The sequence below is a fragment of the Candidatus Methylobacter favarea genome (assembly GCF_902806695.1).
GTDB classification, from domain to species: Bacteria; Pseudomonadota; Gammaproteobacteria; order Methylococcales; family Methylomonadaceae; genus Methylobacter_B; species Methylobacter_B favarea.
This window is the reverse complement of sequence record NZ_CADCXN010000046.1, coordinates 19,412-41,169: the sequence shown is the minus strand read 5'-3', so window position 1 is coordinate 41,169 and position 21,758 is coordinate 19,412. Positions and strand designations below refer to the sequence as shown.

Annotated in this window: 17 protein-coding genes; 11 read left to right on the top strand and 6 right to left on the bottom strand. The window is 49.2% G+C overall.

The features are described from left to right. Positions 1–2 precede the first annotated feature (2 nt). From HUX64_RS04865 to miaA, 5 genes are all read left to right on the top strand, one after another. Complete coding sequence (locus tag HUX64_RS04865) at positions 3–326, top strand: hypothetical protein (protein WP_174625113.1); 324 nt, start codon at positions 3–5, stop codon at positions 324–326. Positions 327–1,758: 1,432 nt separating this feature from the next. Beyond that, a complete protein-coding gene (locus tag HUX64_RS04860) occupies positions 1,759–2,016 on the top strand; it encodes a hypothetical protein (RefSeq protein ID WP_174625112.1) in 258 nt (85 codons plus the stop codon). Positions 2,017–2,370: 354 nt separating this feature from the next. Next, complete coding sequence (locus HUX64_RS04855; RefSeq protein ID WP_174625111.1) at positions 2,371–3,348, top strand: nodulation protein NodZ; 978 nt, start codon at positions 2,371–2,373, stop codon at positions 3,346–3,348. Positions 3,349–4,200: 852 nt separating this feature from the next. Next, complete coding sequence (gene mutL, locus HUX64_RS04850) at positions 4,201–5,985, top strand: DNA mismatch repair endonuclease MutL (RefSeq protein WP_174625110.1); 1,785 nt, start codon at positions 4,201–4,203, stop codon at positions 5,983–5,985. Positions 5,986–6,050: 65 nt separating this feature from the next. Next, entirely contained in the window at positions 6,051–6,992 is a 942-nt protein-coding gene (miaA, locus tag HUX64_RS04845) for a tRNA (adenosine(37)-N6)-dimethylallyltransferase MiaA (RefSeq protein WP_174625109.1), read from the top strand. A 201-nt stretch (positions 6,993–7,193) separates the two neighbouring features. Here the strand turns inward: miaA and HUX64_RS04840 are convergent, their stop codons facing one another. From HUX64_RS04840 to HUX64_RS04830, 3 genes are read right to left on the bottom strand one after another with little or no spacing between them, the layout of a single operon-like run. After that, positions 7,194–8,687 carry an efflux transporter outer membrane subunit gene (locus HUX64_RS04840; RefSeq protein WP_246246901.1) on the bottom strand — a complete coding sequence of 498 codons (1,494 nt, stop codon included), beginning with the start codon at positions 8,685–8,687 and terminating at the stop codon, positions 7,194–7,196. Then, entirely contained in the window at positions 8,684–11,881 is a 3,198-nt protein-coding gene (locus tag HUX64_RS04835) for an efflux RND transporter permease subunit (protein WP_174625108.1), read from the bottom strand. Before HUX64_RS04835 ends, HUX64_RS04840 begins: the two co-directional genes overlap by 4 nt. 3 nt (positions 11,882–11,884) lie before the next feature. Continuing rightward, positions 11,885–13,159 (bottom strand): efflux RND transporter periplasmic adaptor subunit, encoded by a 1,275-nt coding sequence (locus HUX64_RS04830; RefSeq protein WP_246246900.1) that lies wholly within the window; start codon positions 13,157–13,159, stop codon positions 11,885–11,887. Positions 13,160–13,283: 124 nt separating this feature from the next. Between HUX64_RS04830 and HUX64_RS04825 the strand changes: the two genes are divergently transcribed. Both HUX64_RS04825 and HUX64_RS19135 read left to right on the top strand, forming a co-directional pair. Beyond that, positions 13,284–13,946 (top strand): TetR/AcrR family transcriptional regulator, encoded by a 663-nt coding sequence (locus HUX64_RS04825; protein ID WP_174625131.1) that lies wholly within the window; start codon positions 13,284–13,286, stop codon positions 13,944–13,946. A 34-nt stretch (positions 13,947–13,980) separates the two neighbouring features. Continuing rightward, a complete protein-coding gene (locus HUX64_RS19135) occupies positions 13,981–14,184 on the top strand; it encodes a hypothetical protein (RefSeq protein WP_217426427.1) in 204 nt (67 codons plus the stop codon). Here the strand turns inward: HUX64_RS19135 and HUX64_RS04820 are convergent. Continuing rightward, positions 14,179–14,364: a hypothetical protein gene (locus HUX64_RS04820; RefSeq protein WP_174625106.1), complete on the bottom strand. Its 186-nt coding sequence runs from the start codon at positions 14,362–14,364 to the stop codon at positions 14,179–14,181. The genes HUX64_RS19135 and HUX64_RS04820 overlap by 6 nt on opposite strands. 926 nt (positions 14,365–15,290) lie before the next feature. Further along, positions 15,291–15,551, bottom strand: coding sequence for a hypothetical protein (locus HUX64_RS04815; RefSeq protein WP_174625105.1), 261 nt, complete (start codon positions 15,549–15,551; stop codon positions 15,291–15,293). A gap of 196 nt (positions 15,552–15,747) precedes the next feature. Here HUX64_RS04815 and HUX64_RS04810 point away from each other — a divergent pair, with 196 nt between their 5' ends. The 3 genes from HUX64_RS04810 (at position 15,748) to efpL (ending at position 19,045) form a co-directional block, all read left to right on the top strand. Further along, positions 15,748–16,257: a hypothetical protein gene (locus HUX64_RS04810; protein WP_174625104.1), complete on the top strand. Its 510-nt coding sequence runs from the start codon at positions 15,748–15,750 to the stop codon at positions 16,255–16,257. A 103-nt stretch (positions 16,258–16,360) separates the two neighbouring features. Further along, positions 16,361–18,358 carry an alkaline phosphatase gene (locus tag HUX64_RS04805; protein WP_174625103.1) on the top strand — a complete coding sequence of 666 codons (1,998 nt, stop codon included), beginning with the start codon at positions 16,361–16,363 and terminating at the stop codon, positions 18,356–18,358. A gap of 120 nt (positions 18,359–18,478) precedes the next feature. Beyond that, positions 18,479–19,045 (top strand): elongation factor P-like protein EfpL, encoded by a 567-nt coding sequence (gene efpL, locus HUX64_RS04800; protein ID WP_174625102.1) that lies wholly within the window; start codon positions 18,479–18,481, stop codon positions 19,043–19,045. A 256-nt stretch (positions 19,046–19,301) separates the two neighbouring features. Here efpL and HUX64_RS04795 read toward each other — a convergent pair whose 3' ends face one another. Next, positions 19,302–19,454 (bottom strand): hypothetical protein, encoded by a 153-nt coding sequence (locus HUX64_RS04795; RefSeq protein WP_174625101.1) that lies wholly within the window; start codon positions 19,452–19,454, stop codon positions 19,302–19,304. A 1,242-nt stretch (positions 19,455–20,696) separates the two neighbouring features. Here HUX64_RS04795 and dusA point away from each other — a divergent pair. Continuing rightward, positions 20,697–21,746, top strand: coding sequence for a tRNA dihydrouridine(20/20a) synthase DusA (gene dusA / locus HUX64_RS04785; RefSeq protein WP_246246899.1), 1,050 nt, complete (start codon positions 20,697–20,699; stop codon positions 21,744–21,746). The last annotated feature ends 12 nt before the right edge of the window (positions 21,747–21,758 follow it).

The window sequence follows — 21,758 nt, the reverse complement described above, 5'->3', positions numbered from 1 at the left end:
GGATGGGCAACGCACAAGCGTGTGTTGACTTTAAAAGCCAAAGCACAACTGAAATAGGGGTAGGAGTCATCGTACTAACTGTGCTGATTTATCTGCAAAAAGGCTTCAATCATTTAACCTTTTTGCTCGACAATGCCAAAATTCATGGCAAAAAGATGAAAGCCAATGTGCCTAAAGAGCGTGCCGAAATCGCACAGCAGGTAACTCTGCCAGATTTTACCTTCAGCTTTGGCCTCCGCCGAGCTACTCGCCACAGCTCAATGCTGCTGAATATCTTATTCACGTGGTACGGCGAAACAGTTTATCTCAATGACCTTGTACTTTAACCTTACAGGCGAAGACTGAGCGCATAAGAACTTAACCGGCGAGCTTCGCCCATGAACGATCAACCCATGCGCAAGCTACTAGATAATCTAGCTCGCTCTAAAAGTTAAGCAGTTTTAGAGTCAGAGGGGAGTAATAACCGCCCCGCACGGGACGCGGAGACTTTAATTTTTGAATAAGACTTCATAAAGCTTATAGTCCTGTTATAAAAATTATAAATTGTACGAGAAAAAGACAGAAAAATAAGTAGACGTTTATACCCTGTCTATTGTAAAAAAAGCGCGATAAAAATAGCCGGATTTGTCGGTTCAGCTGGAAAAGGCAGTATGCCTAAATATATCAAAGGCGCAGGAGGTGCTCTTGATTAAAAAGGGTCCATATCGTTTAAGCAAACAGGAAGCGCTGTCAATTGCGGAACAATCAGCTTTAATGGATTATTCTAGCCGCTTGGGCACAATAATTTAAAAAACAAAACCTTATGAAAGTTCCTGATCTCTGGCCTTGCGATTCCAATTGTCTGGCAGCGGCGCTTTTAAAGCACTCGCCGGTATCTGCTGCTGGTCACCAGGTTATTTTTCAATAAAGGCACACGGGAGCATTTACACTCCACCCAGTTAAAGGAGAAAACTATGCGTTTCATAAAACACACGCTTACTGCTTTCCTTATCTTATAATTGTAACCCTACTCGTCAGCCGGATTTTAATATTATCATCCGTTGCGATCGCCAAAGAAAAAAAGCAGAGCAACCCAGGGGATCCGCAAGCAATGATGGAGCTATATACCATACTGGCTGGGCCCGGCGAGCCTCATAAACTGTTGGCCGGGCTCACTGGAAGCCCTAACTAAAACCTAAGAGTGGATGAAACCACCCAAGACTCCCCCAGAAACGACAGGCTCTGCGGAGATGAAGATATTGCTGGACGGGCAAGCATGCTGAACCGGGAGGCGGACAGATGAGAGGCATCGCGCTATCTGGAAATTATAGACAGCAACATACAGACGTTTGATATTTATGGCGCTCACCACGGCGGCAAGGGAATGAAAATTATGGAAATCATCTACATGAGAAAGCACTATTCCGAAGAAACTCTGATTTAGTCTTTCGCCAGATGCACTTTAATCAGAATCTATCAGTTATAACCGTTCGTCTGATCAAGCCGAGGGACTTATTTTAAGTTTTCCATGCTTAAGATCTAAGCGTCTTAGGAGATAATCATGCCGCTCAGTAACAATTTAAAGTCTACATTATCTTGCCTGCACTATCGACGCCCCTGTCATTGAATAGTTATGTCCGGCTTTCGGTTTGACCAATATCCTAACGAGGCCGGCACAATAACGCATGCCCAACTAAGTTAGGATAATGGCATGATCAGAAAATGAATGTGATAACAATTAGGCGAGGTTTTTACAATTTATTATCGAAGTGTTGACCCATGAGCTGGCCTATTAGGCACAAATTCTTCGATCTCCCTCAAGCCAACCAAAGCCCGATGCCCAAAGAGGCTGTGGAACGTATTGCCTTGCTTGATGCTGTCGAAGCCGACTGCAACACCTTAAGCAACGATGTCAACAAGCAACTGCGTCAGGAAGAAGTCAGCTTATACTTAATAACTTATCCACTTGGCTACAGGACACTTTGGCCAGTACAGTATCTGGCGGCGTTTCGGCTAATGCCATCCAATACGCTCTAAAGCGCTGGCCGGCATTGATTCGCTATCCGGCTTATCGCCCGGGGCAGGAAGAATTGACTCTTTGCTGGTTACGAACGGGCGCGCAAACGTGCCGCCTCCCTCAAAGCCTGCTTGGTAACGGCCAGTCCGATGAACTTATAACCCATCTGAATGGTTAAAAGATAGCCTAGAAAAACTCCCGGTTGGGCCTAATAGCCGCATTGACGAATAGCTACCGTTTGCTCATAAATAAAAATAGGATAAAAACAGATTTTTTTTATCCGTCAACGCGAAGCGGATAACCCGTTACATTAATTTTAATTATTATTAAACAAGTGGTATCGTATATTTAAGTTGTATCTCCTGGAGTTCAATATGAATGTACGAGAGCTTTATCGCCATCCCTTGTTTTATTGTAAGGGGGTAAAGAACCATGCTAATAAAAAAATAAAAACCCTTTACCATTCACTTCGGCAAAGAAATAATCAGGGCGTTTATGCAATAAATATAAACGTTGCAGTGGGTTTTTCCGCGCAATTAAATTGGTGTCTTTATATTTTTGACCATTGCGAGCGTTATAACCTATTACCTTATATCGTCTTATCGAGCCCTTTCTATACACTATCTCAGGGAGATAATTGGTTCGACTATTATTTTGATAACCTCAAGCTTACAGAAATAGATAAAAAGAATGTAATGAATGGCCTGGTTAAAGTCAGTAGCATCTCTCATATTAGCCATATAGGTTTACCTTCCACAAATGGCCGGCAAATGAGCCTGGAGTATGCGCACGAACTCCTAGAGAAAAACATACGTATCAAGGACGAGATTCAGGAGTACGTTGATTCTTTTGTCAATACACACTTCGGGCAAAAGACAGTGCTAGGCATTCATTACCGGGGAAGGGATAAACAATTAGAAGCAAAACCAGTATCTTGGGAATTTTGTGCAAAGGCAATACATAATTATCTGGACACAAATCCGCAGGTTGAAGCTTTATTTATTTCCAGCGATGAAGGCAATTTTATTGATTGGATTGAAAAAGAGTTTAAATCTCTCGAAGTAATCTATCACGACGATAAAGAAAGAGGCAGCGAAGGTAATGCTCTTCATACTCAGCCGGACCTAGGAAACAATTATACCAAAGGTAAAGAAGCTCTTATCAATTGCCTACTTTTGTCGAGGTGCAATGCGTTAATCAGGACTGCATCTTTGTTATCGGGATGGGCAAGTATTTTTAATCCTTCTCTGCCTGTTACCATGCTAAATAGGCCGTATCTGAACAAGTTATGGTTCCCCGACGCCCTGATCCTCAAAAAGTCCAGGAGCGAGTATTTGCCCAGTCAAATCTGACAAAGCCTACCATTAAGGAGTTAAATTTCGACCTTTTTAGCTTCTCCTAGTTTCCTAAAAACTATTGCAATAGCTTAGTTGTTTAGTCCCTCCTATATAAATAGTTTAAGGTATGCCTACCTGAGAGAGAAAAGCGATAGGACAAATACTCCACGGAACAGCCATGACCACCCAGACTGTCCGGGAAAAATACCAGACTCTAAAGTGAGTCTCGTTAATTTCGCTCAGCGCTACGGCACTAACTCCAATACCGTCCAGCAGTGGCGGCAGCGGAGTCGGCCGAAGACTTCAAGTGCGGCAGCAAGCGCCGCCTGGGCAGCGTGCTGCCGCCGAAGGACTAAGCCGTCATCGTCGAAAACCGGGGTGAGATCTTGGTTGCCCTTGGAGACCTGTAGGCTCTGCTGCTATCATAGATACCGGAGCTGAACCGCTCCGACCTGCACTGTTGCCTGCAATGCCACAGTGTCAGCCCTCTGGCCGGACGAGAAAAGGACCCTCATGACGGTCAAAACTACGCACCGGGCTTTCTTCATCTCGGTCCCAATCAACTTGGCTAAAGACAAGGGATGCCTGTTCGTTGCCATTGACAATTGTGACATTCGACAAAAACGTGCTCTAACATAGATGTCAAGATACGTTTTCGTATCATCGCACTTTAAATCCGTTTATTTCTGTCCTGAATTGAAAAATTTTAAAATAGTTGAGAAAAACGTTCTGTGATCTGTAAATTTTCATTAGCGCCGAGAAATGAAAAGATAGCCTTCAGCTTGAATTATTATTGGCTTTCATTTATCAAAAGTTCCTCACATTTTCCTGCTCGGTTAAAATAGGCTTTTTACTGTAAATTGTCTGATGCGCATTCATTCGCTCCCTACTCAACTCATTAATCAGATCGCGGCAGGCGAGGTAGTCGAAAGGCCCTCCTCCGTGGTGAAGGAGCTGGTTGAAAACAGTTTTGATGCGGGCGCCGGGCAAATCACTATCGATATAGAGCAGGGCGGCGCGCGATTGATAAAAATCCGCGATGACGGCTGCGGCATAATAAAGGAAGATTTGCCGCTGGCGCTGTCCCGGCATGCTACCAGCAAAATCGCCACCTTAAAAGATTTGGAGCAGGTTGCCAGCATGGGTTTCCGCGGTGAAGCGCTGCCCAGCATCAGTTCCGTGGCCAGACTGACTTTGATTTCCCGCACCCAAGATTCTGACTGCGCCTGGAAAATAAATGCCGACGGCGCAGAGCCGGATTTCGATATTCAGCCCGCCCCGCATCCTGCGGGCACGACCGTTGACGTGCGCGATTTATTTTACAATACGCCAGCCAGACGCAAGTTTCTGAAAGCCGAAAAAACCGAGTTTGCGCATATTGAAACCTTAATAAAAAGAATGGCGCTAAGCCGGTTTGCCACCGGTTTTACACTCTCGCACAACCAGCGGGAAATTCTGAACCTGAGACCGGCAGCAACCGATATCGAACAGGAGCAACGGATCGCCGGTATTTGCGGTTCAGCGTTTATTGAAAATTCGGTGAAAATCGACTTTGAAGCGTCGGGATTAAAATTAACGGGTTGGGTGGGATTGCCTACATTTTCGCGCAGTCAGCAGGATATGCAGTTTTTTTATGTTAATAATAGGCTGATAAGAGACAAACTGGTCTCACATGCCGTAAGGCAAGCGTATCAGGATGTCCTCTTTCACGGACGGCAGCCGGTCTTTGTTCTGTATCTGACGCTTGATCATGTACTCGTTGATGTCAATGCGCACCCGGCAAAACTGGAAGTCAGGTTCAGGGAAGGCCGTCTGGTGCATGATTTCCTGTTTTCGGCCCTGCATCGGTCCCTGGCTGATGTAAGACCTGAACACAGCATAAGCCGGCAACCGGAACCTGAATCGATGCCAGTACGCCCCGGCCCTGATTCCAAATCCGTTTACAGCAACCCTTATAACAACCCGGCTCAGCGCCAGGCGTCATTGCCTTTACATGTAGAAGAGGCAGTAAAGACTTATGCGTTGCTGTATCCGCAGCCTGAACAAAAGCAGCCGCAATCCCGGGAAACGCCCCCGTTGGGTTATGCCATTGCGCACCTGCACAATATCTATATTTTATCTGAAACCGCAACAGGCATTATCCTGGTGGACGCGCATGCAGCCCATGAACGGGTCATCTATGAGCGCTTGAAACAGCAATTTCAAACCGGCTCAGTGCCAAGCCAACCCTTATTATTGCCGGTTAAAATTAAAGTCAGTTCAACTGAAGCGGATCTGGCGGAACAAGAGCATGAGTTTTTCAGTTCGTTAGGCTTTGAACTCAATCGGTCCGGACCTGAAACCCTGGTTTTGCATTCAACGCCGGCCCTATTGGGCAGTACCGATATGGACACATTGATTCGCGATGTCCTGGCCGATATTTCCGAACATGGCTTAAGCCCGCGACTACAGGAACAGTCCAATCATATTTTATCCACCATCGCCTGTCATGGCGCTGTGCGCGCTCATCGTCGCTTGAGCATAGACGAGATGAATGCATTGCTCCGGGATATGGAGAAAACCGAAAGAGCAGGGCAGTGCAATCACGGCAGGCCTACCTGGATAGAATTATCCACCCGTGACCTCGATAAATTCTTTCTGCGCGGCCAATAGCGAAGGTAAAATTGCCTGCACTTCATACTCCGCGCTCAGTCTGTCCGGCCAAAAGATATAAAATCATGCAAAAAAATTATCCGCCCGCCATTTTTCTGATGGGTCCGACGGCTTCCGGAAAAACCGCCCTTTCCGTTCAGCTTGCGCAAGCGCTTAACGGCGAAATCATCAGCGTCGACTCGGCGCTGGTCTTTAAAGGCATGGATATCGGCACTGCCAAACCCGCGCTTGAACAAAGAGGCGGTATCCCGCACCATCTGATTGATATACTGGATCCGGCGCAATCATTTTCAGCCGGCCAGTTCAAGACCCAGTCGCTGACCTTGATGGAGGACATAACGAGGCGTAAAAAAATCCCGATACTGGTGGGCGGCACCATGCTTTATTTTAATGCCTTGAACAGCGGACTTGCCGTGCTGCCTGAAGCAGATCCTGAGATCAGAAACCGGCTGGATCAGGATTTGGCCCAGTTCGGCAAGGAAGCCTTGCATCAGCGGCTGGCTACAATCGATCCTGAAGCGGCGGCGCGCATTCATCCCAATGATCCGCAACGGGTTCAACGCGCTCTTGAAGTCTATGAAATCAGCGGTAAACCGTTGACATCATTTTTTCAAAATGCCCGGACGCAGCAGCTGCCTTATAAAATACTAAAACTTATCATTGCTCCCCCAGACCGCTCGATGCTGCATGACCTTATCGGCAAGCGCTTCCGGCAAATGCTGGAGCAGGGCTTGGTCGATGAGGTAGAGGCGCTTTTTAAACGCGGCGATCTGAGCGAAAATCTGCCATCAATCCGGGCAGTCGGCTATCGGCAGGTATGGTCATATCTGCAAGGCAACTATGATTTTAAAACCATGACCGAAAAAGGCATTATCGCTACCAGGCAGCTGGCCAAGCGTCAATTTACCTGGTTGCGAAGGGAAAGGGATGCGGCAAATTTTCAAACGGGCCAGCCTGATCTGTTGCAAAAGGTAGTGGCGATGCTTGAGGTCGCTAGCGCAGTTTGATTGTTCGGTATTGACAGCGGCGCGTGACTATCCCAAATTTTTAATCAAATCGCCCGGCCGCTTTCAGACTTCGGTCTGAAGATTCCAGGGTGCCTGCAAAAAGCGTAGCTTTATGGCTTTCCCTGGTGCCGATGGGGCTGGGCGCAGACCTCATCCCATCATTGGCTTTATCGACAAGGGAATGTTTTCTTATTGCTCTGTTTATAACTTCGATTCCCAGCCGCCGCCTAACGCTTTATAGAGCGTTGCGAGCGCAGTGGCGGTGGCGGTCTCGCTCTGGGCCAGGCGATCCTGATCCTGCAGCAGGCGCAGTTCGGTATCCAGCACGGTCAGAAAATCGGACACGCCCTCCTTAAAGCGCAGACGAGCCAGTTCCTGGGCTTTTTTGCTGGCTTGGGCGGCCGAGGCGAGCAATTCCCGGCGGGCGCGTTCCCGATTGTAATTCACCAGCGCATTTTCCGTTTCCTCCAGGGCATTTAGCACGGTTTGCTCGTATTGGGCAAGATTGGCTTCAGCATTGGCATCGGCCGCCTTTATCTGGGCATAAACGCGGCCCAGATCAAAAGCGGCCCAGCTGATTCTGGGCCCTACCGAACGGGAATCTGAACCGGCCGCGCCCAGGCCGGAGAACGTGCTGGCCTCAAGCGCGATAGTGCCGACGAAGGTTACGCGGGGAAACAAGTCGGCGGTAGCTACACCGATGCGGGCAGTCGATGCAGCCAGCGTCCGCTCGGCAATACGGATGTCGGGGCGCCGGCGCAGCAGGTCAGCAGGCTGGCCGATATGAATCGTGGCGGGAAGCGTCGGCAATGGCGCAGATTGCAACAGTCTTTGCGTAAGCGCTGCCGGAAATTGCCCGGTCAGCACCGACAGTCGATGGATCGCCTGATGAATTGAATATTCCAGCGGCGGAATGCTGGCGAGGGTGGAATCCAGTTGAGCGATGGCCCGCGAAGTGTCAAGTTCCGTGCCGCGTCCGACTTCGAGCCGGACGCGGGTCAGTTCGAGAGTTTGAGTCTGGTTTTCAGCATTCTTTTTCGCCACCCCCAGCTGATTCTGCAAACCGCGCAGTTCAAAATAATTACGGGCTACTTCCGCAATTAAACTGACTTTCAGATCCCTGAGCCTTGCTTCCTGGGCTTCCACTTCATCGCCGCTGGCCTCTACGTCGCGTCGCACGCGGCCGAAGAAGTCAAGTTCCCAAAAGGCATCGAAGCCGATGTTATAGAGTTTAAGTCCGCGCGGGAAAACGGCGCGATTGTTAAATGCGGCGGCGCTTCGCCGCTGATCCGTATAAGTGGCGTGTGATGTTACGGCAGGCAACAGGTTCAGGCCGGCTTCCATATAGAGAGCCCGCGCCTCCCGAAGGTTGGCGTCAGCCGCCTTAAGGTCGCGGTTGTGCTGCACTGTCTGATCGACCAGATCCATCAGTTCCCAGTCATTGAACAGCTTCCACCAGTCTACTTCAATGCTGTGATCGGAAAATTCAGCATGCGCGGCATTGGCAAAAGCGGGATCAGCAGGCATGACCGGCCTCTTATAGTCGGGGCCTACCGCGCAGGCGCTTAATAAAATGACCGCCGGAAGCACCCGCGCGGGAAATTTACCAGAGCCGGGCGCAACAAATAAAATCTTTTTTAACGTCAGTAGGATAGGTAAAAATTCTGCCGCATGCATGGCGAATCCCCGGTTCATAAATCGGCGCCGGCAGGAGGCTCAGGCTTTAATGCGCCCGGCTTTCGGCGGGCAGCCTGCCAGCGTTCCGACCAGCCCTGCACCAGCACATAAAAGACCGGCGTCAGCAGCAGTCCGAACACGGTTACGCCGAGCATGCCGCTAAATACCGCCGTGCCCAGAATCTGGCGCGATTCCGAGCCTGCGCCCTGAGCCACCACCAAAGGCAGAACGCCCATAATAAACGAAAAGGACGTCATCAGGATGGGGCGCAGCCGGATGCGTACGGCTTCAACGGCGGCATCAAATCGGTTGAGTCCGCCTTCCTGACGCCGTTTCGCGAATTCCACAATGAGGATGGCGTTTTTACTTGCCAGCCCGACCAGCACAATAAAGCCGATTTGCGTGAAAATATTGTTGTCCATATCGCGCAGCCATACGCCGGTCAGGGAGGACAGGATGCACATGGGTACGATCAGGATCACTGCCAATGGCAATGACCAGCTTTCATACTGTGCCGCCAGCGCCAAAAACACAAAGACCACACTCAAAGGGAAAACCAGCAGGGCGACATTTCCCGCCAATATCTGCTGCAGGCTGAGCTCGGTCCACTCGAAGCCGAAGCCGGGCGGAAGCTCTGCGCCAATCAGCTTATCCATGATGTCAATGGCCTGACCGGAGCTGACGCCAGGCAGCGTGCTGCCATTAATTTCTGCCGCCGGATACATGTTGTAGCGCGTGATCTTATCCGGCCCGGTAGTATCCTGGACAGCTAAAAGCGAGCCCAGAGGCACCATGCCTCCCTGCCGGTTCCGCGTCTTCAGTTCGGCAATGTCGGTTGGCTGCTTGCGAAACTTCGAGTCGGCCTGCGCCACTACCTGATAAGTCCTGCCAAAAAGATTAAAATCGTTGACATAGAGTGAGCCCAGATAAATCTGCAGAGTATCGAATATTTCATTTAAAGGCACATCCATAGCCTTGGCCCGGGTGCGATCCAGGTCCAGGTAGAGTTGCGGCACGCCGGTGCGGAAGGTAGTGAACAGCCCCACCAGTCCGGATTGCTGATTGCCCTTGCCGATAAGCTCGCCGGTAATGCGCTGCAATTCATCAATGCCGCGGTTGGAACGATCCTCGATTTGCAGTTTGAATCCGCCCACTGTGCTCATGCCGCGGATGGGAGGCGGCGCAAAAACAGCGATCTGAGCATCTTTGATCTGGGCCAGATTCTGCGTAAGTTGTTTAATAATGGCATTGGCGGTTAGCCCTGCCTGACCAGCCCGATTTTCGAAGTTATCCAGCCGCGCAAACAATGTCGCTACATTGGACTGATTGGCTCCTGTCAATACTGAAAAACCCGCGTAACCATTCACGGTCTTGAGCCCTTGGGTTTCGAGAATAATGCGCGAGGCTTCATGCACCACTGCTTCGGTGCGGCTCAACGAGGCCGCATCGGGCAATTGCGCATACAGGATCAGATAGCCCTGATCCTGCTGCGGAATAAAGCCCGTCGGTACTTTTTCAAAGGCCAGAAAGTTGAGTCCGTTGAGCACGGCATAAAGCACCAGCACTACTGCAGTCATGCGGATAATGCGCGCCACAAGCCGGGAATAGCTGTCGCCAAACCATTTGAAAAACCGGTTAAACCGGCTGAAGAACCAGCCGAACAGCCGGTCGAACAAGCGGGTGAACCAATCCTTATCGCCATGCGCGCGATCCAGCAGCAGAGCGCACAGGGCCGGGCTCAGAGTAAGCGAGTTGAAAGTCGATATCAGCGTGGAAACCGTAATGGTCAAGGCAAACTGCTTGTAAAAGGCGCCCGAAACACCGGTAATGAAGACGGTAGGCACGAACACCGCCAGCAGTACCAGCGAGGTGGCGATAATAGGGCCGACCACTTCATCCATGGCTTTTCGGGTGGCCTCCCGCGCCCTTAATCCCAGACCAATGTGACGTTCCACATTTTCCACTACGACAATGGCGTCATCCACGACAATACCGATGGCCAGCACCAGGCCGAATAATGACAAGGTGTTTAATGACAAGCCCAAAGCCGCCATCACGGCAAACGTGCCGATCAGCGAGACCGGGACGGCGACCAGCGGAACCACAGCGGCGCGCCAGTTCTGCAGGAATATGATAACCACAAGTACAACCAGCAATATGGCTTCAAATAAAGTTCCGATTACCGCATCGATGGATTGCTGCACAAAGACAACGGTATCATAGGCAAGCAGATAATCCAGCCCTTCGGGAAAACCTGCTTTGAGCTTGGACATGGCGTCTACTACCGCTTTCTTGGTATCCAGGGCATTGGAGCCGGGCAGTTGAAAAATGGCCAGACCCACGCTGGGCTGGTTATTCAAATACAGGCCGGAGTTATAGTCCTTGGCGCCCAATTCAATGCGGGCCACGTCCTTGAGCTTGGTTATCCGGCCGTCTGCCCCGGTCTTTATAACGATGTCGGCAAATTGATCGGCCTTCATTAATCGTCCCAGCGTACTGACCGTATATTGAAAGTCCGTGCCTTCCGGCATGGGGTGCTGGCCCACCACCCCCGCCGTCACCTGAATATTTTGCTCCCGCACGGCCGCCACTACTTCGCCGGCCGTCATATTATTGGCGGCAATTTTTTCAGGATCCAGCCACAGGCGCATGCTGTAGTCGCGCGCCCCGAAAACCAGAATGTCGCCAACTCCGGGAAGCCGCGCCAGAATATCCTTAATCTGCAACAGCGCATAGTTGCTTAGATAAACGCTGTCATAGCGATTATTCGGAGAAATCAGATTAACCACCAGGCTCAAATCGGGACTGCGCTTTTTGACGGTGATGCCTTGCCGGTTTACTTCCTGGGGCAATCTGGGTTCGGCCAGCGCTACGCGGTTCTGCACCAGCACCTGAGCCTTGTCCAGATCCGTACCGGGCTTGAAAGTAATAGTGAGGGCCATATTGCCGCTATTGGTGGATTGCGAAGACATATACAACATATCTTCGACGCCATTGACTTCCTGTTCGATGGGCGTGGCTACGGTTTCCGCTACGACTTTGGCGTTGGCGCCGGGATAGACCGTAGTTACCACGACAGTAGGCGGTGCAATTTCCGGATATTGGGCTACAGGCAGAGCCAGGAACGCCAGACCGCCGACTAAAATAATCAGCAAAGAAAGGACAGTTGCGAAGATTGGCCGGTCAATAAAAAAGTGGGTGAATCCGCTCATGGTTTATGCGCCTTTCTTTGCGTGAGTTTCGGCGAGCGAAATGCGTTTTGGATTGACTTTCATCGCGGGCCTAAGCTTTTGTAAACCTTCGATAACAACCCATTCCCCAGGCTCAACTCCCTCGGTGATCACGCGCATATCGCCAATTAATGAACCCAGGACTACATTCCGATAGTCCACCTTGTTTTCCTGGCTGACCACCCATACGAAGCGCCGTGCCTGATCGCTGCCGATAGCATGATCCGGGAGCAGGAGGGCGGGATAGGCAGGACGGCCCTGGACCCGCATGCGGGCAAAGAAGCCGGGGCTTAATAAGCCGTCAGGATTGGCGAATACGCCGCGCAAGGTCAGAGTGCCGGTAGCCACATCTTCACGCGGGGCTATATAATCGAGACTGCCTGCATGGGGAAAGCCGGATTCATCAGCCAGCGCCAATTGCACCGGCGGCGCTTTATCGGCAATGTCGTGGCCATGCTCTTGAGCCAGGCGCCGGTATTTCAATACCGAGCGCTCATCCGCTTCAACATAGACATACACGGGGTCGGTAGAAACTATGAAAGTCAACAGACTGGGATCAGCCCCGCCGCCATTTACCAGATTGCCTGCGGTAATGAGTTCCCGGCCTATCATTCCATCGATTGGCGAACGTATATAAGTGAAATCGAGATTTATGCGGGCGGCATATACATTAGCTTTCGCAGACTCGACTGCGCCCGCTGATTCTCTTACTCCCTTGCTGCGCGCATCGTATTCCTCTCCTGAAATCGCTTTGGCGCGATAGAGATGTTCGGCTCGATCCAGGTCATTTTTGGCCAGTTCCTGCTTAGCTTTGGCCTGTTTCAGTTCTGCTTCGGCGCGGCTTAGTTGAGCCTGAAAAGGCTTGGGATCTATAATGAATAAAAGATCGCCTTTTTTTACCCGGTCGCCGGCCTTGAAGTTCACTTTCTCCAGATAACCGCCCACGCGGGCGCGAACGTCAACCGAGTTTACAGCTTCAATGCGGCCTGTGTATTCATCCCAATCGGTGACTTCCTGCGAGAGAGGCTGTGCGACAGTAACAGCGATAGCCTGATTCTGAAGCTCTGGCTTTGCTGAGTCAGGCTTGTTTCCGCACCCATAGATAACCGCCACCGTTAGCGCAGCTACCAGACCCTGCCGGACTTTGCGGCGGACGAGACAATAATTGACAAGAGCCGGGTATTTTTCTTTAATCGCGGCGGCAGGGAATAAAGTCGGAATAATTAGGATAAGGGCAGGCAGACGATGAATAATAGGCATGCGCATTCTCTTTGTCATCGCTGAAATACCTCTGTATTAACAGAAAAATTAAATGGTAATATATATTATCATTTAATTTAATGTACTATCCCTATGGGAGTCAACTTATTTCGTGAATACCAACATAATTAAATGCGGGCGGCCCCGCAAAGGAGAGGAGCTGTTAAGCCGCGACCGGCTGCTGGATACCGCCGTTATACTTTTCCTGGATTACGGTTATGGAAATCTCAGTCTGGAAACCATCGCCAGGGATGCCCGCGTATCGATGCGGACTATCTATAGCCAGTTTGGTGGTAAAGCCGGGTTATTCGGCGCGGTGATAAGACGTTGCAGCGATCAGTTCGTTGCCTGCTTATCAGCGGAGCAGGCCGAAGAATGCTTGACAGAAGAAGCGCTGCTCTCCTTTGCCAGGCAGTTTTTATACCGCCTCACGCGGCCCGACGTAGTGCGCATGCGCGCTGTCATTATCGGCGAATCATTGCGCTTTCCGGATCTGGCGGCGCAATACTATGAGCAAGGCCCGCAGCGCACGCTTGATCAACTGGCGAAATTTTTTAAACGTCAGCAGCAGACAGGGGATATAGCCCCGGTTGATCCGCATTTCCTGGCCGGCCAGTTGTTGAGCGCCTTGCGTAGCGAGCGATTTCAAAGACTTCAACTTGGCCTGGAGCCAACTCCTGACGAAGCGGAGATTGACCTGTGGGCGCGGCAGAGCGTCGAATTGTTCCTGCATGGCTGTTCGGCAGCAAATATAACAAGGCCGATAGCTGAATTGCCATCACGATGACAAGGAATAGGTTGCTTCTGAACCTGTAAAACTTATGCCTATTATTATACGGTTTACCGTAAACTCGCATACAGATAGGCCAGCCCAAACAGCGCTATCAGTGCCATCCCTAACGCCGCGCCTATCGGCTTTGGCCGGCATCGAAGCGGTGCAAAAGAGTAAGTGCGTAGAAGACCGGCAGTACTATACCCTGATGGCCGATTTCGAAGCCAATACTGAACGACGCTATTGCTCATAGTGCGCCGGCTAGCGGCATACCCGCCAAGGCATCGTGAAGGCCGCCGGCGAAAGCCAGAGCGTGAAACAGACCCAATCCAAAAGCCAGCAGCAGTCGCGCCCGGCCGCAGCTGTGCCTGGGCCAAAAAAGAGTCTGGGCGGCCACGGCCATGATGCTAAAGGCGTACATCGGTTCGGACAATTCCTAATGCGCCCATGCGGTTTCATTGCTGCCCCGGCTTAAGGCCATAAGACCTCTTTGAAACTTAACCCAGGCAAAAGAACGCATGTCCTTGGCGGAAATTTCATCTTCCGCCTCTGAATAAAACGGTCAGCGCCTTTTTGGTTTTGCCAATATTCGGGCTTTTAATCAGTATCAGTTATGGACATTATCGTTGCTGTACTTGCCATTGCTGATCTTCAATATTGAAAGCATCAGCATCCGCTGCTCACTGTTCGTCCTCCTGACAGCTTGGTGGGCGCTGCTGTTTGCATCGGCCAGCCGCGGTGTGTTATTGGCCTGGCTTGTAGCCATGATGGTAACGGCCGGGTGTGATCGGCGCTTTGCCTGGCTATCGCCAGCAGCGAGGACATAGTAAATAACCCATTGTAAAATAAAAGTATTTTATAGTTTCAAGCATCTATGAAGCAGAGATAATCGTCGTTAAAAATGGCTTTAGCACAAGAAGATGTTGAGCAAATTCGCTTACTCATCGAAAAAATGTTATCGGAAATCCGTAGACATTAAACGCTAATATGCGTTATGAACTGGATTTGAGGGAAAGAATCATTCGCGTGGAAGAGGAGTTGAAACATTAACGAGAACTGATGCTTGAAGGCTTCAAGCAGATGGAAATGAGCAAATACAGTTGAATATGGACAAGCGTTTTGCCCAGGTGGATAAGCGCTTTATGCAGGTGGATAAAAATTTGAACAACTGCATCAGGAGATTATGGGCTTGCATTATGAAATAAAACTGCTTATGCGCTGGAGTTTCGGCACATTACTGGCAATCGGGGGTTTAATTATTGCAGTGCTACGGTTGGCATCGTAGCCGCGGTTGGGTTGCATCATTTCGCCTGTCCGCCGGCCCGGTTCCGGCAAGCGACTCAACCCACGCCCTTAACTTTAATACACAATATTATTCGCAATCCATGACGCCGCTGTCACTGGCTTTTTATATCTAGCCAGATATTGTAAGCAAGCTGCACTGGAAAACCCGACCACCATCCAATCAGCATCACAGCAAGCCAAATGCTGTTCATTTCCCAAATCCTCCACTAACCGTTTTATTCGATTGTAATTCCACAGCACAAAAGCCAAACTACAAGCCTGATGCACATAGCAGCAATAATCATAAACAATCGTGAACAATGTTGTGCCTACCATGCCGATATTCCAAAACCGGTATTTTTAGCGGGTCAGAATTAAAGCTGCCCTAATTTTAAATTATGAGATCTAGATGTGCCTCAGTCACCCGTCAACCGATCCTGGTAATATTGTTTAACTTTTATAATACAATTTTCATAAGCCTGACATATAAAACAGGTATCTTCAGGCAGTATTTTAGCTCGTGGAGAATAAAGTGGAAGTACTATCACCTCTCCGTTTTGCCTGCTTTGTGCTGATTTTGTCTTTAGTTGCGACTGGATGCGCAAATCATTCCAGCAAAATCCAGGCAAAGGAAAGCGCTGCATTACCGGCCGGGATAGCTGAGCTCAATTTAAGGGAATTCTACAGATTTCCTGTAGGCGCACGGGAAATGGAGCCGACGGAAAAACTATTGAGTCTGAATAATAAACGGGTTCGGGTCACAGGCTATATGGTTAAAGAAGAAGAACCGACCGCCGGTCTATTCATGCTGGCTCCTCTTCCTGTGGACCTCGCGGAAAAAGAAGATGGCCCGGCCGACAATCTGCCGCCGGCAACCCTGTTTGTGCATATGCCTGAGGCGGATGCAAACAAGGCCATTATTTACCGCACCGGGCTCTGGGAGCTAATCGGCACGCTTAGACTGGGTAACTTCGAAGAAGCCAACGGCCGTATATCTTACGCTCGATTAATTCTTGACCAGCTTGGCTCCACAACGCGATAAATCAGCAGAAGCTTGCTAGTGAAAACCGGGGTGAGAAGTCTTGGGGCCGCAAGCTCCAAACGAATTACAGTAGTTAATTAACTTTAAATGGGGAATACTTGCGATGAAAAATAATACCACTTTATTGGCATTAACAGTTGCTTCCATTCTGGCGGCTGGCGCGGACAAAGTGCATGCGGCGCCCTTAATCAGCCGCTTGACTCCGCCCAGTCAATTATTTGCGACCAACGGCTCTCAATCCGATCCCATGATCGCACGTTTTGCCCCCGGTCAGCGTTTTGATTTGCAGGCGACCGTGCGGCCTGACACCGGCACCGCCATTTCGCAAGTCGCTTGGCTTATTGACGGCAGGCCGCTAAGTCCGGCGCCAGGCACCACCCGTTTTGCAGCAGCTGATGCCATTGCGGCAATTGCCCCTAATGCTGTAGTTGCTTCCTTGCGCGGCTATTCCACCCAGAGGCAGGGCCTACATACGTTTACCGCTATCGCGACTCAAAGTGATCACTCGACCGTTACCGCCACCGGCAATTTTGAAATCGTTAAAATTAATCGCGGCGGCCGTAAAGCCAAAAACGTGATCATCCTGCTTGGCGATGGCATGGGCGCCAGCCAGCGCGCCGCAGCGCGCATTATGCTCAATGGCTACTCTCAGGGCAAGGCCAATGCCAAGCTGGCCATGGACACTTTTCCCCATACCGCCATGATTATGACGGCATCGCTTAACAGCATTGTAACTGATTCTTCGCCGGGCATGAGCAATTACGTGACAGGCAACAAGTCGGTCAATAATCAGGAAGGCGTATGGCCCGATGACACGCTTGCCAAATTTGATAATCCGCGCGTGGAATATCTGTCCGAATATCTGGCTCGCAGGCAGGGTAAGAAACTGGGCATTGTAACTACGGCCGATGTGTTTGACGCCACCCCGGCGGCGATGGCCATACATACGCAGGACCGTGGCGCAGGCACAGGCATAGTCGATCAGTATTTTGATGATGCGCACAATACCGGACTTACCGTATTAATGGGCGGCGGCCGTAAATGGTTTTTACCAAAAGCTGCTCCGGGCTCGGCTCGCAGTGACAAAACTGACTATGTGCTGCCCCAGGACATTGTAACCGCCTGGCATGCGGCCGGCGGCGCACTCGACAGCAGCCGCGATTTGATCGGCAATTTCCAGGCCGCCGGATGGACGTATGCATCAGACAAAACCTCGATGGAGGCGGCAGGCATCCCTGACAAATTGCTGGGCCTGTTTTCCTATTCCAATATGAATGTCGCTTTGGACAAGATTGACGGCCGCCGCGGCTCACCTGCGGTAGTTAATGATTATGGCTTTACCGATCAGCCGATGCTGGATGAGATGGCGGCAAAAGCCATCGAAGTTCTGGATGCAAACAGTCCTGACGGCTTCGTGCTGATGGTGGAGGGGGCGTCCATTGATAAACAGGCGCACAACATGGACAGCGAGCGCATGATACTGGACACCATAGAATTCGACCGGGCTGTGAAAGTAGCAAAAGACTATGCCGCTGTCCATCGCGATACGCTCGTGCTGGTCACAGCCGATCATGAATGCGCAGGCGCAACCATTATCGGCGCTTCTAAAGTTACCGATGCCGTTCTGCAGGCCAAGACCAATACCCCTGAGTCCATGCGCGATTCCGTCGTAGGGCTTTACGAAGCTGCCGGCTTCCCGCAATACACTATCGCCAGCGATGGTTATCCGACTACCACCGATGTCGATAAGCGCCTGCTTATCGGCTATGGCGCCAATGCAGATCGTTACGAGGACTGGCAAACCAATGCGCAGCCTGCTCATGACTCGCAGCAAGCGCTGGATAAAGAGTCTCCGCTGTCGAGTTATCCACGCGTGAATATTTACGATAAGGGTTCTGCAATTAATGACGGCCGTCTTGTTCGTGATTCGGCCACCGGTTTTTTTGTCACGGGTCAGGTTCCGGGAATCACGGCAGCCCACTCCGGCGGCGATATTCCTCTGTCGGCCTATGGCCGCGGCTCGGAATTACTTGACGGCACTATTGATAATACCGACGTCTTCTTCTCAGTTATACAAGCTGTTGCCGGCGGCGTTAAATAATCCCTTGGCCGGCCTATGGACTATTTTATAGCGTGCTTCCACGATATAATACTATTGAGGTTATAAGATGACTGATCAAGATTTAGTATAAGTAGCCGGTTTCAATAGCGGGAGTGTAGTGTGGCAAAAGCAAGTGATTTAAAAAGGGGCATGGTGGTTGAAATAAATGGCGTACCGCACGCGGTCAAGCAGGTCGATGTTAAAAGTCCTTCGTCCCGCGGGGCGTCAACATTGTATAAAATCCGTTTTACCAATCTTAAAACCGGGCAAAAACTCGATACCTCATTAAAAGGGGATGATTTTTTTAAGGATGCTGACTGTGTTCGCGCCAAAGTGCAGTTTTCGTATGTAGACGGTGATAATTACATATTCATGAACATGGAGGATTACACACAGTACAGCTTGAGCAATGATGAACTGGAAGGCAAGACAGACTATCTGACAGATGGTCTAGAAGGAATCGTCGCAGTGCTGATAGACAATGCAATATTGGGTATTGAACTGCCCGGCTCTGTAGTTATGGCCATTATAGAGACAGCACCGGCAATCAGGGGCGCCACCGCAACAGGGCGTACCAAGACGGCCAGACTGATTACCGGCGTAGAGGTTCAGGTTCCGGAATATCTGGAGACAAATGAGCTGATTAAAATCAATACCGAGACCGGAAAATTTATGTCCCGCGCCTAGAGCCCCAATCAAAACCGCGCAATTTATCAGCTGATACTATCATTACGAATAGCCTTTTATAAAAGCCATAAGGAAACAGGCCTTTAAGTACCAAGCCCCTGATCGGAACGAGGTCTGCACACCGCACTATCGGAGTCCAAGGAAAGCCATGACGTTTCGCCGGGCTACAGGTGCTTTAGGCCGAGGTCTGAAATCCGCTAGATGAATGCATTAAACAGCTAAGGCAATCATTCATTGAATGGATCGGCTTAAAAAGCTAGCCTGATAGCCTTCGTTTTAAAAATATATTGCTGAAAATGGCAGCAGTGGCAAATAAAACGGTTGATAAAATAAATTCGCCGGAAATAAAACCAATAATACCTACTACCAACATCAGCCCGATTAACAGATCTTTTTGAAAATCTTTCATTGTATAATCCTGAAGTTTGTTGAGAAAACATTTAATATTTAAATGTACTCTACATGTGTATCTATTAGTTGATAATAGATTATCTTATTAATTTATAATTTCCTTAAAAGAAATAATATTCATTCCCGGTATTTTTCCTAAATTTTTTTGGAATAAAACTGAGAGGCCTATATTTTTAAGCTGCCGCTACGCGGCTGTAAGCTTACCTTTAAACTAAAACTCAAGCGACGTTAAATGCTTAACTTAAAGAAGCGTGACGCCTAATCCCGCATTTGCATAAAACCTTTTTGAGGATAATTTACCACCTGACGTTGCAGTTTCTGTTAATTCCAGTTGGTATTCTTGCTTTCGCTTTGGCCATAGGGAAATGCCTGCCGAAGTGATAGACTTATAAGTAGAGAGTAAAGCTTGAAAATGGCAACTTCTGAATATTTAAGGAACTGAAACGGGATTTAATTTATGGTGGCGAGACGATATTGCTTTATAAATCTATTAATTTTATGCATGACAGTTATAGTATCTACGGCTTGAGGGAGTTGAAAGAATGTTAAGCCAAGTACATGGCAGAAGGAGAACACTTTTTCAGAAAGGTAATTATGAAAAGGGCACATGCTTTTAATGAAAGCTAATGAACTTATCCGAATTCAGCGGCCGCCAGTTAACTTATCCGCATGAGTTATATCAAGGCAGGCGATAAAATTCATGTCCGGACTAGCTGGAAAAAGCCGTTAATAAAAAAGATGATTTTACAGCTTGACTGAAGATGAAGAAATATTGAAATTGATTAGCGAAGGTTCATAAAAATTTAATAAAAAGTCTTTCCAATATTACAGCCGCAAGCCTTAAAAAAGACTCTATTCCGCGACACGCCTTTTATGTCGCTCCGACGCCTACTTAAGTCCTTGGGGGTTAAGGGGTGAATATTCACTTTAGCTATGTCTCGTTTTAATAGCTTGGGCAGGTCGAACTTTTTACTTCGTCCGGTTCGAATTCATTTAGGTATTGTTCTATGACGTTTTTAAGGGAAAGCTATTCCTGTTTTTTATAAACCGTTTGCTCTTGGAGTGCTGTTTCTCGGCGCATACCCCAGTCTTTAGCAAGCTTTAATTTATTGAAGGATTTCTTTTCTCGGTAAACGACTTCACCGTGTTTTCGGATTAGGATTGAGCAATCGAAAACAACTTGGCCGTTTGATTTTATTCGCTTAAATATTGAAGCCATTGTGCTAGTCTTTTAGGCCCCATGAAAAATCATAAGGCCTATATGGGGCCTAATAGTCCATTATTACCCAAAGATAACCGCATGAACACCGCTAAAACCCTTAATAAATACAGTCACTTGTTCTCCATTGCACCGATGCTCGACTGGACGGACAGGCACTGCCGCTATTTTCATCGGCTGATTTCACAACATGCCTTGTTGTATACCGAGATGGTCACCAGCGGGGCGTTGATGCATGGCGACAAACACCGGTTTCTGCAATTTAATGTAATCGAGCATCCGGTTGCTTTTCAGTTGGGGGGCAGTCATCCAGAGGATTTGGCTATCTGCGCAAGGATGATTGAAGACTATGGTTATGATGAGGTGAATTTAAATGTCGGCTGTCCCAGCGATCGCGTTCAAAATGGCCGCTTTGGCGCTTGTCTGATGGCCGAACCCGGTCTTGTTGCTGAATGTGTGGCGGCCATGCGTCATGCGGTTTCAATTCCGGTAACGGTTAAATCCAGAATCGGTATTGATCAGCATGATTCTTATGAAGAGCTGGCTAATTTTATTTCAACCGTGGCCTCAGCCGGATGCAGCACCTTTATTGTTCATGCCAGAAAAGCATGGTTAAGCGGCTTGTCGCCTAAACAAAACCGTGAAGTTCCGCCGTTGCGCTATGATATTGTTTATCAGATCAAAAATGATTTTCCAGAGTTGGAAATCATAGTCAATGGCGGTATTAAATCGCTGGAACTGGCTGAGGACCTAATGAAGCAGGTTGATGGAGTGATGGTGGGAAGAGAAGCTTATCAAAACCCATATTTACTGGCTGATGTGGATAGCCGGCTTTTCGCGGACAGCCGCGCTCCCCTCTCTCGGGAAAAGATCGTGAGTTTATTAGTCCCTTATATCCAGGAGCAGCTTAAAACCGGAGTACGTTTAAATACTATTTCCCGCCATATTTTAGGCCTTTTTAACGCTGTTTCAGGCGCTAAAGGCTGGCGAAGGCATCTTGGTGAGCATGCCTGTATGTCCGGCGCAGATGAAAAAGTGATTTGGGAGGCATTAAAGTTCACAGCTCAATGATGTATACTTCCA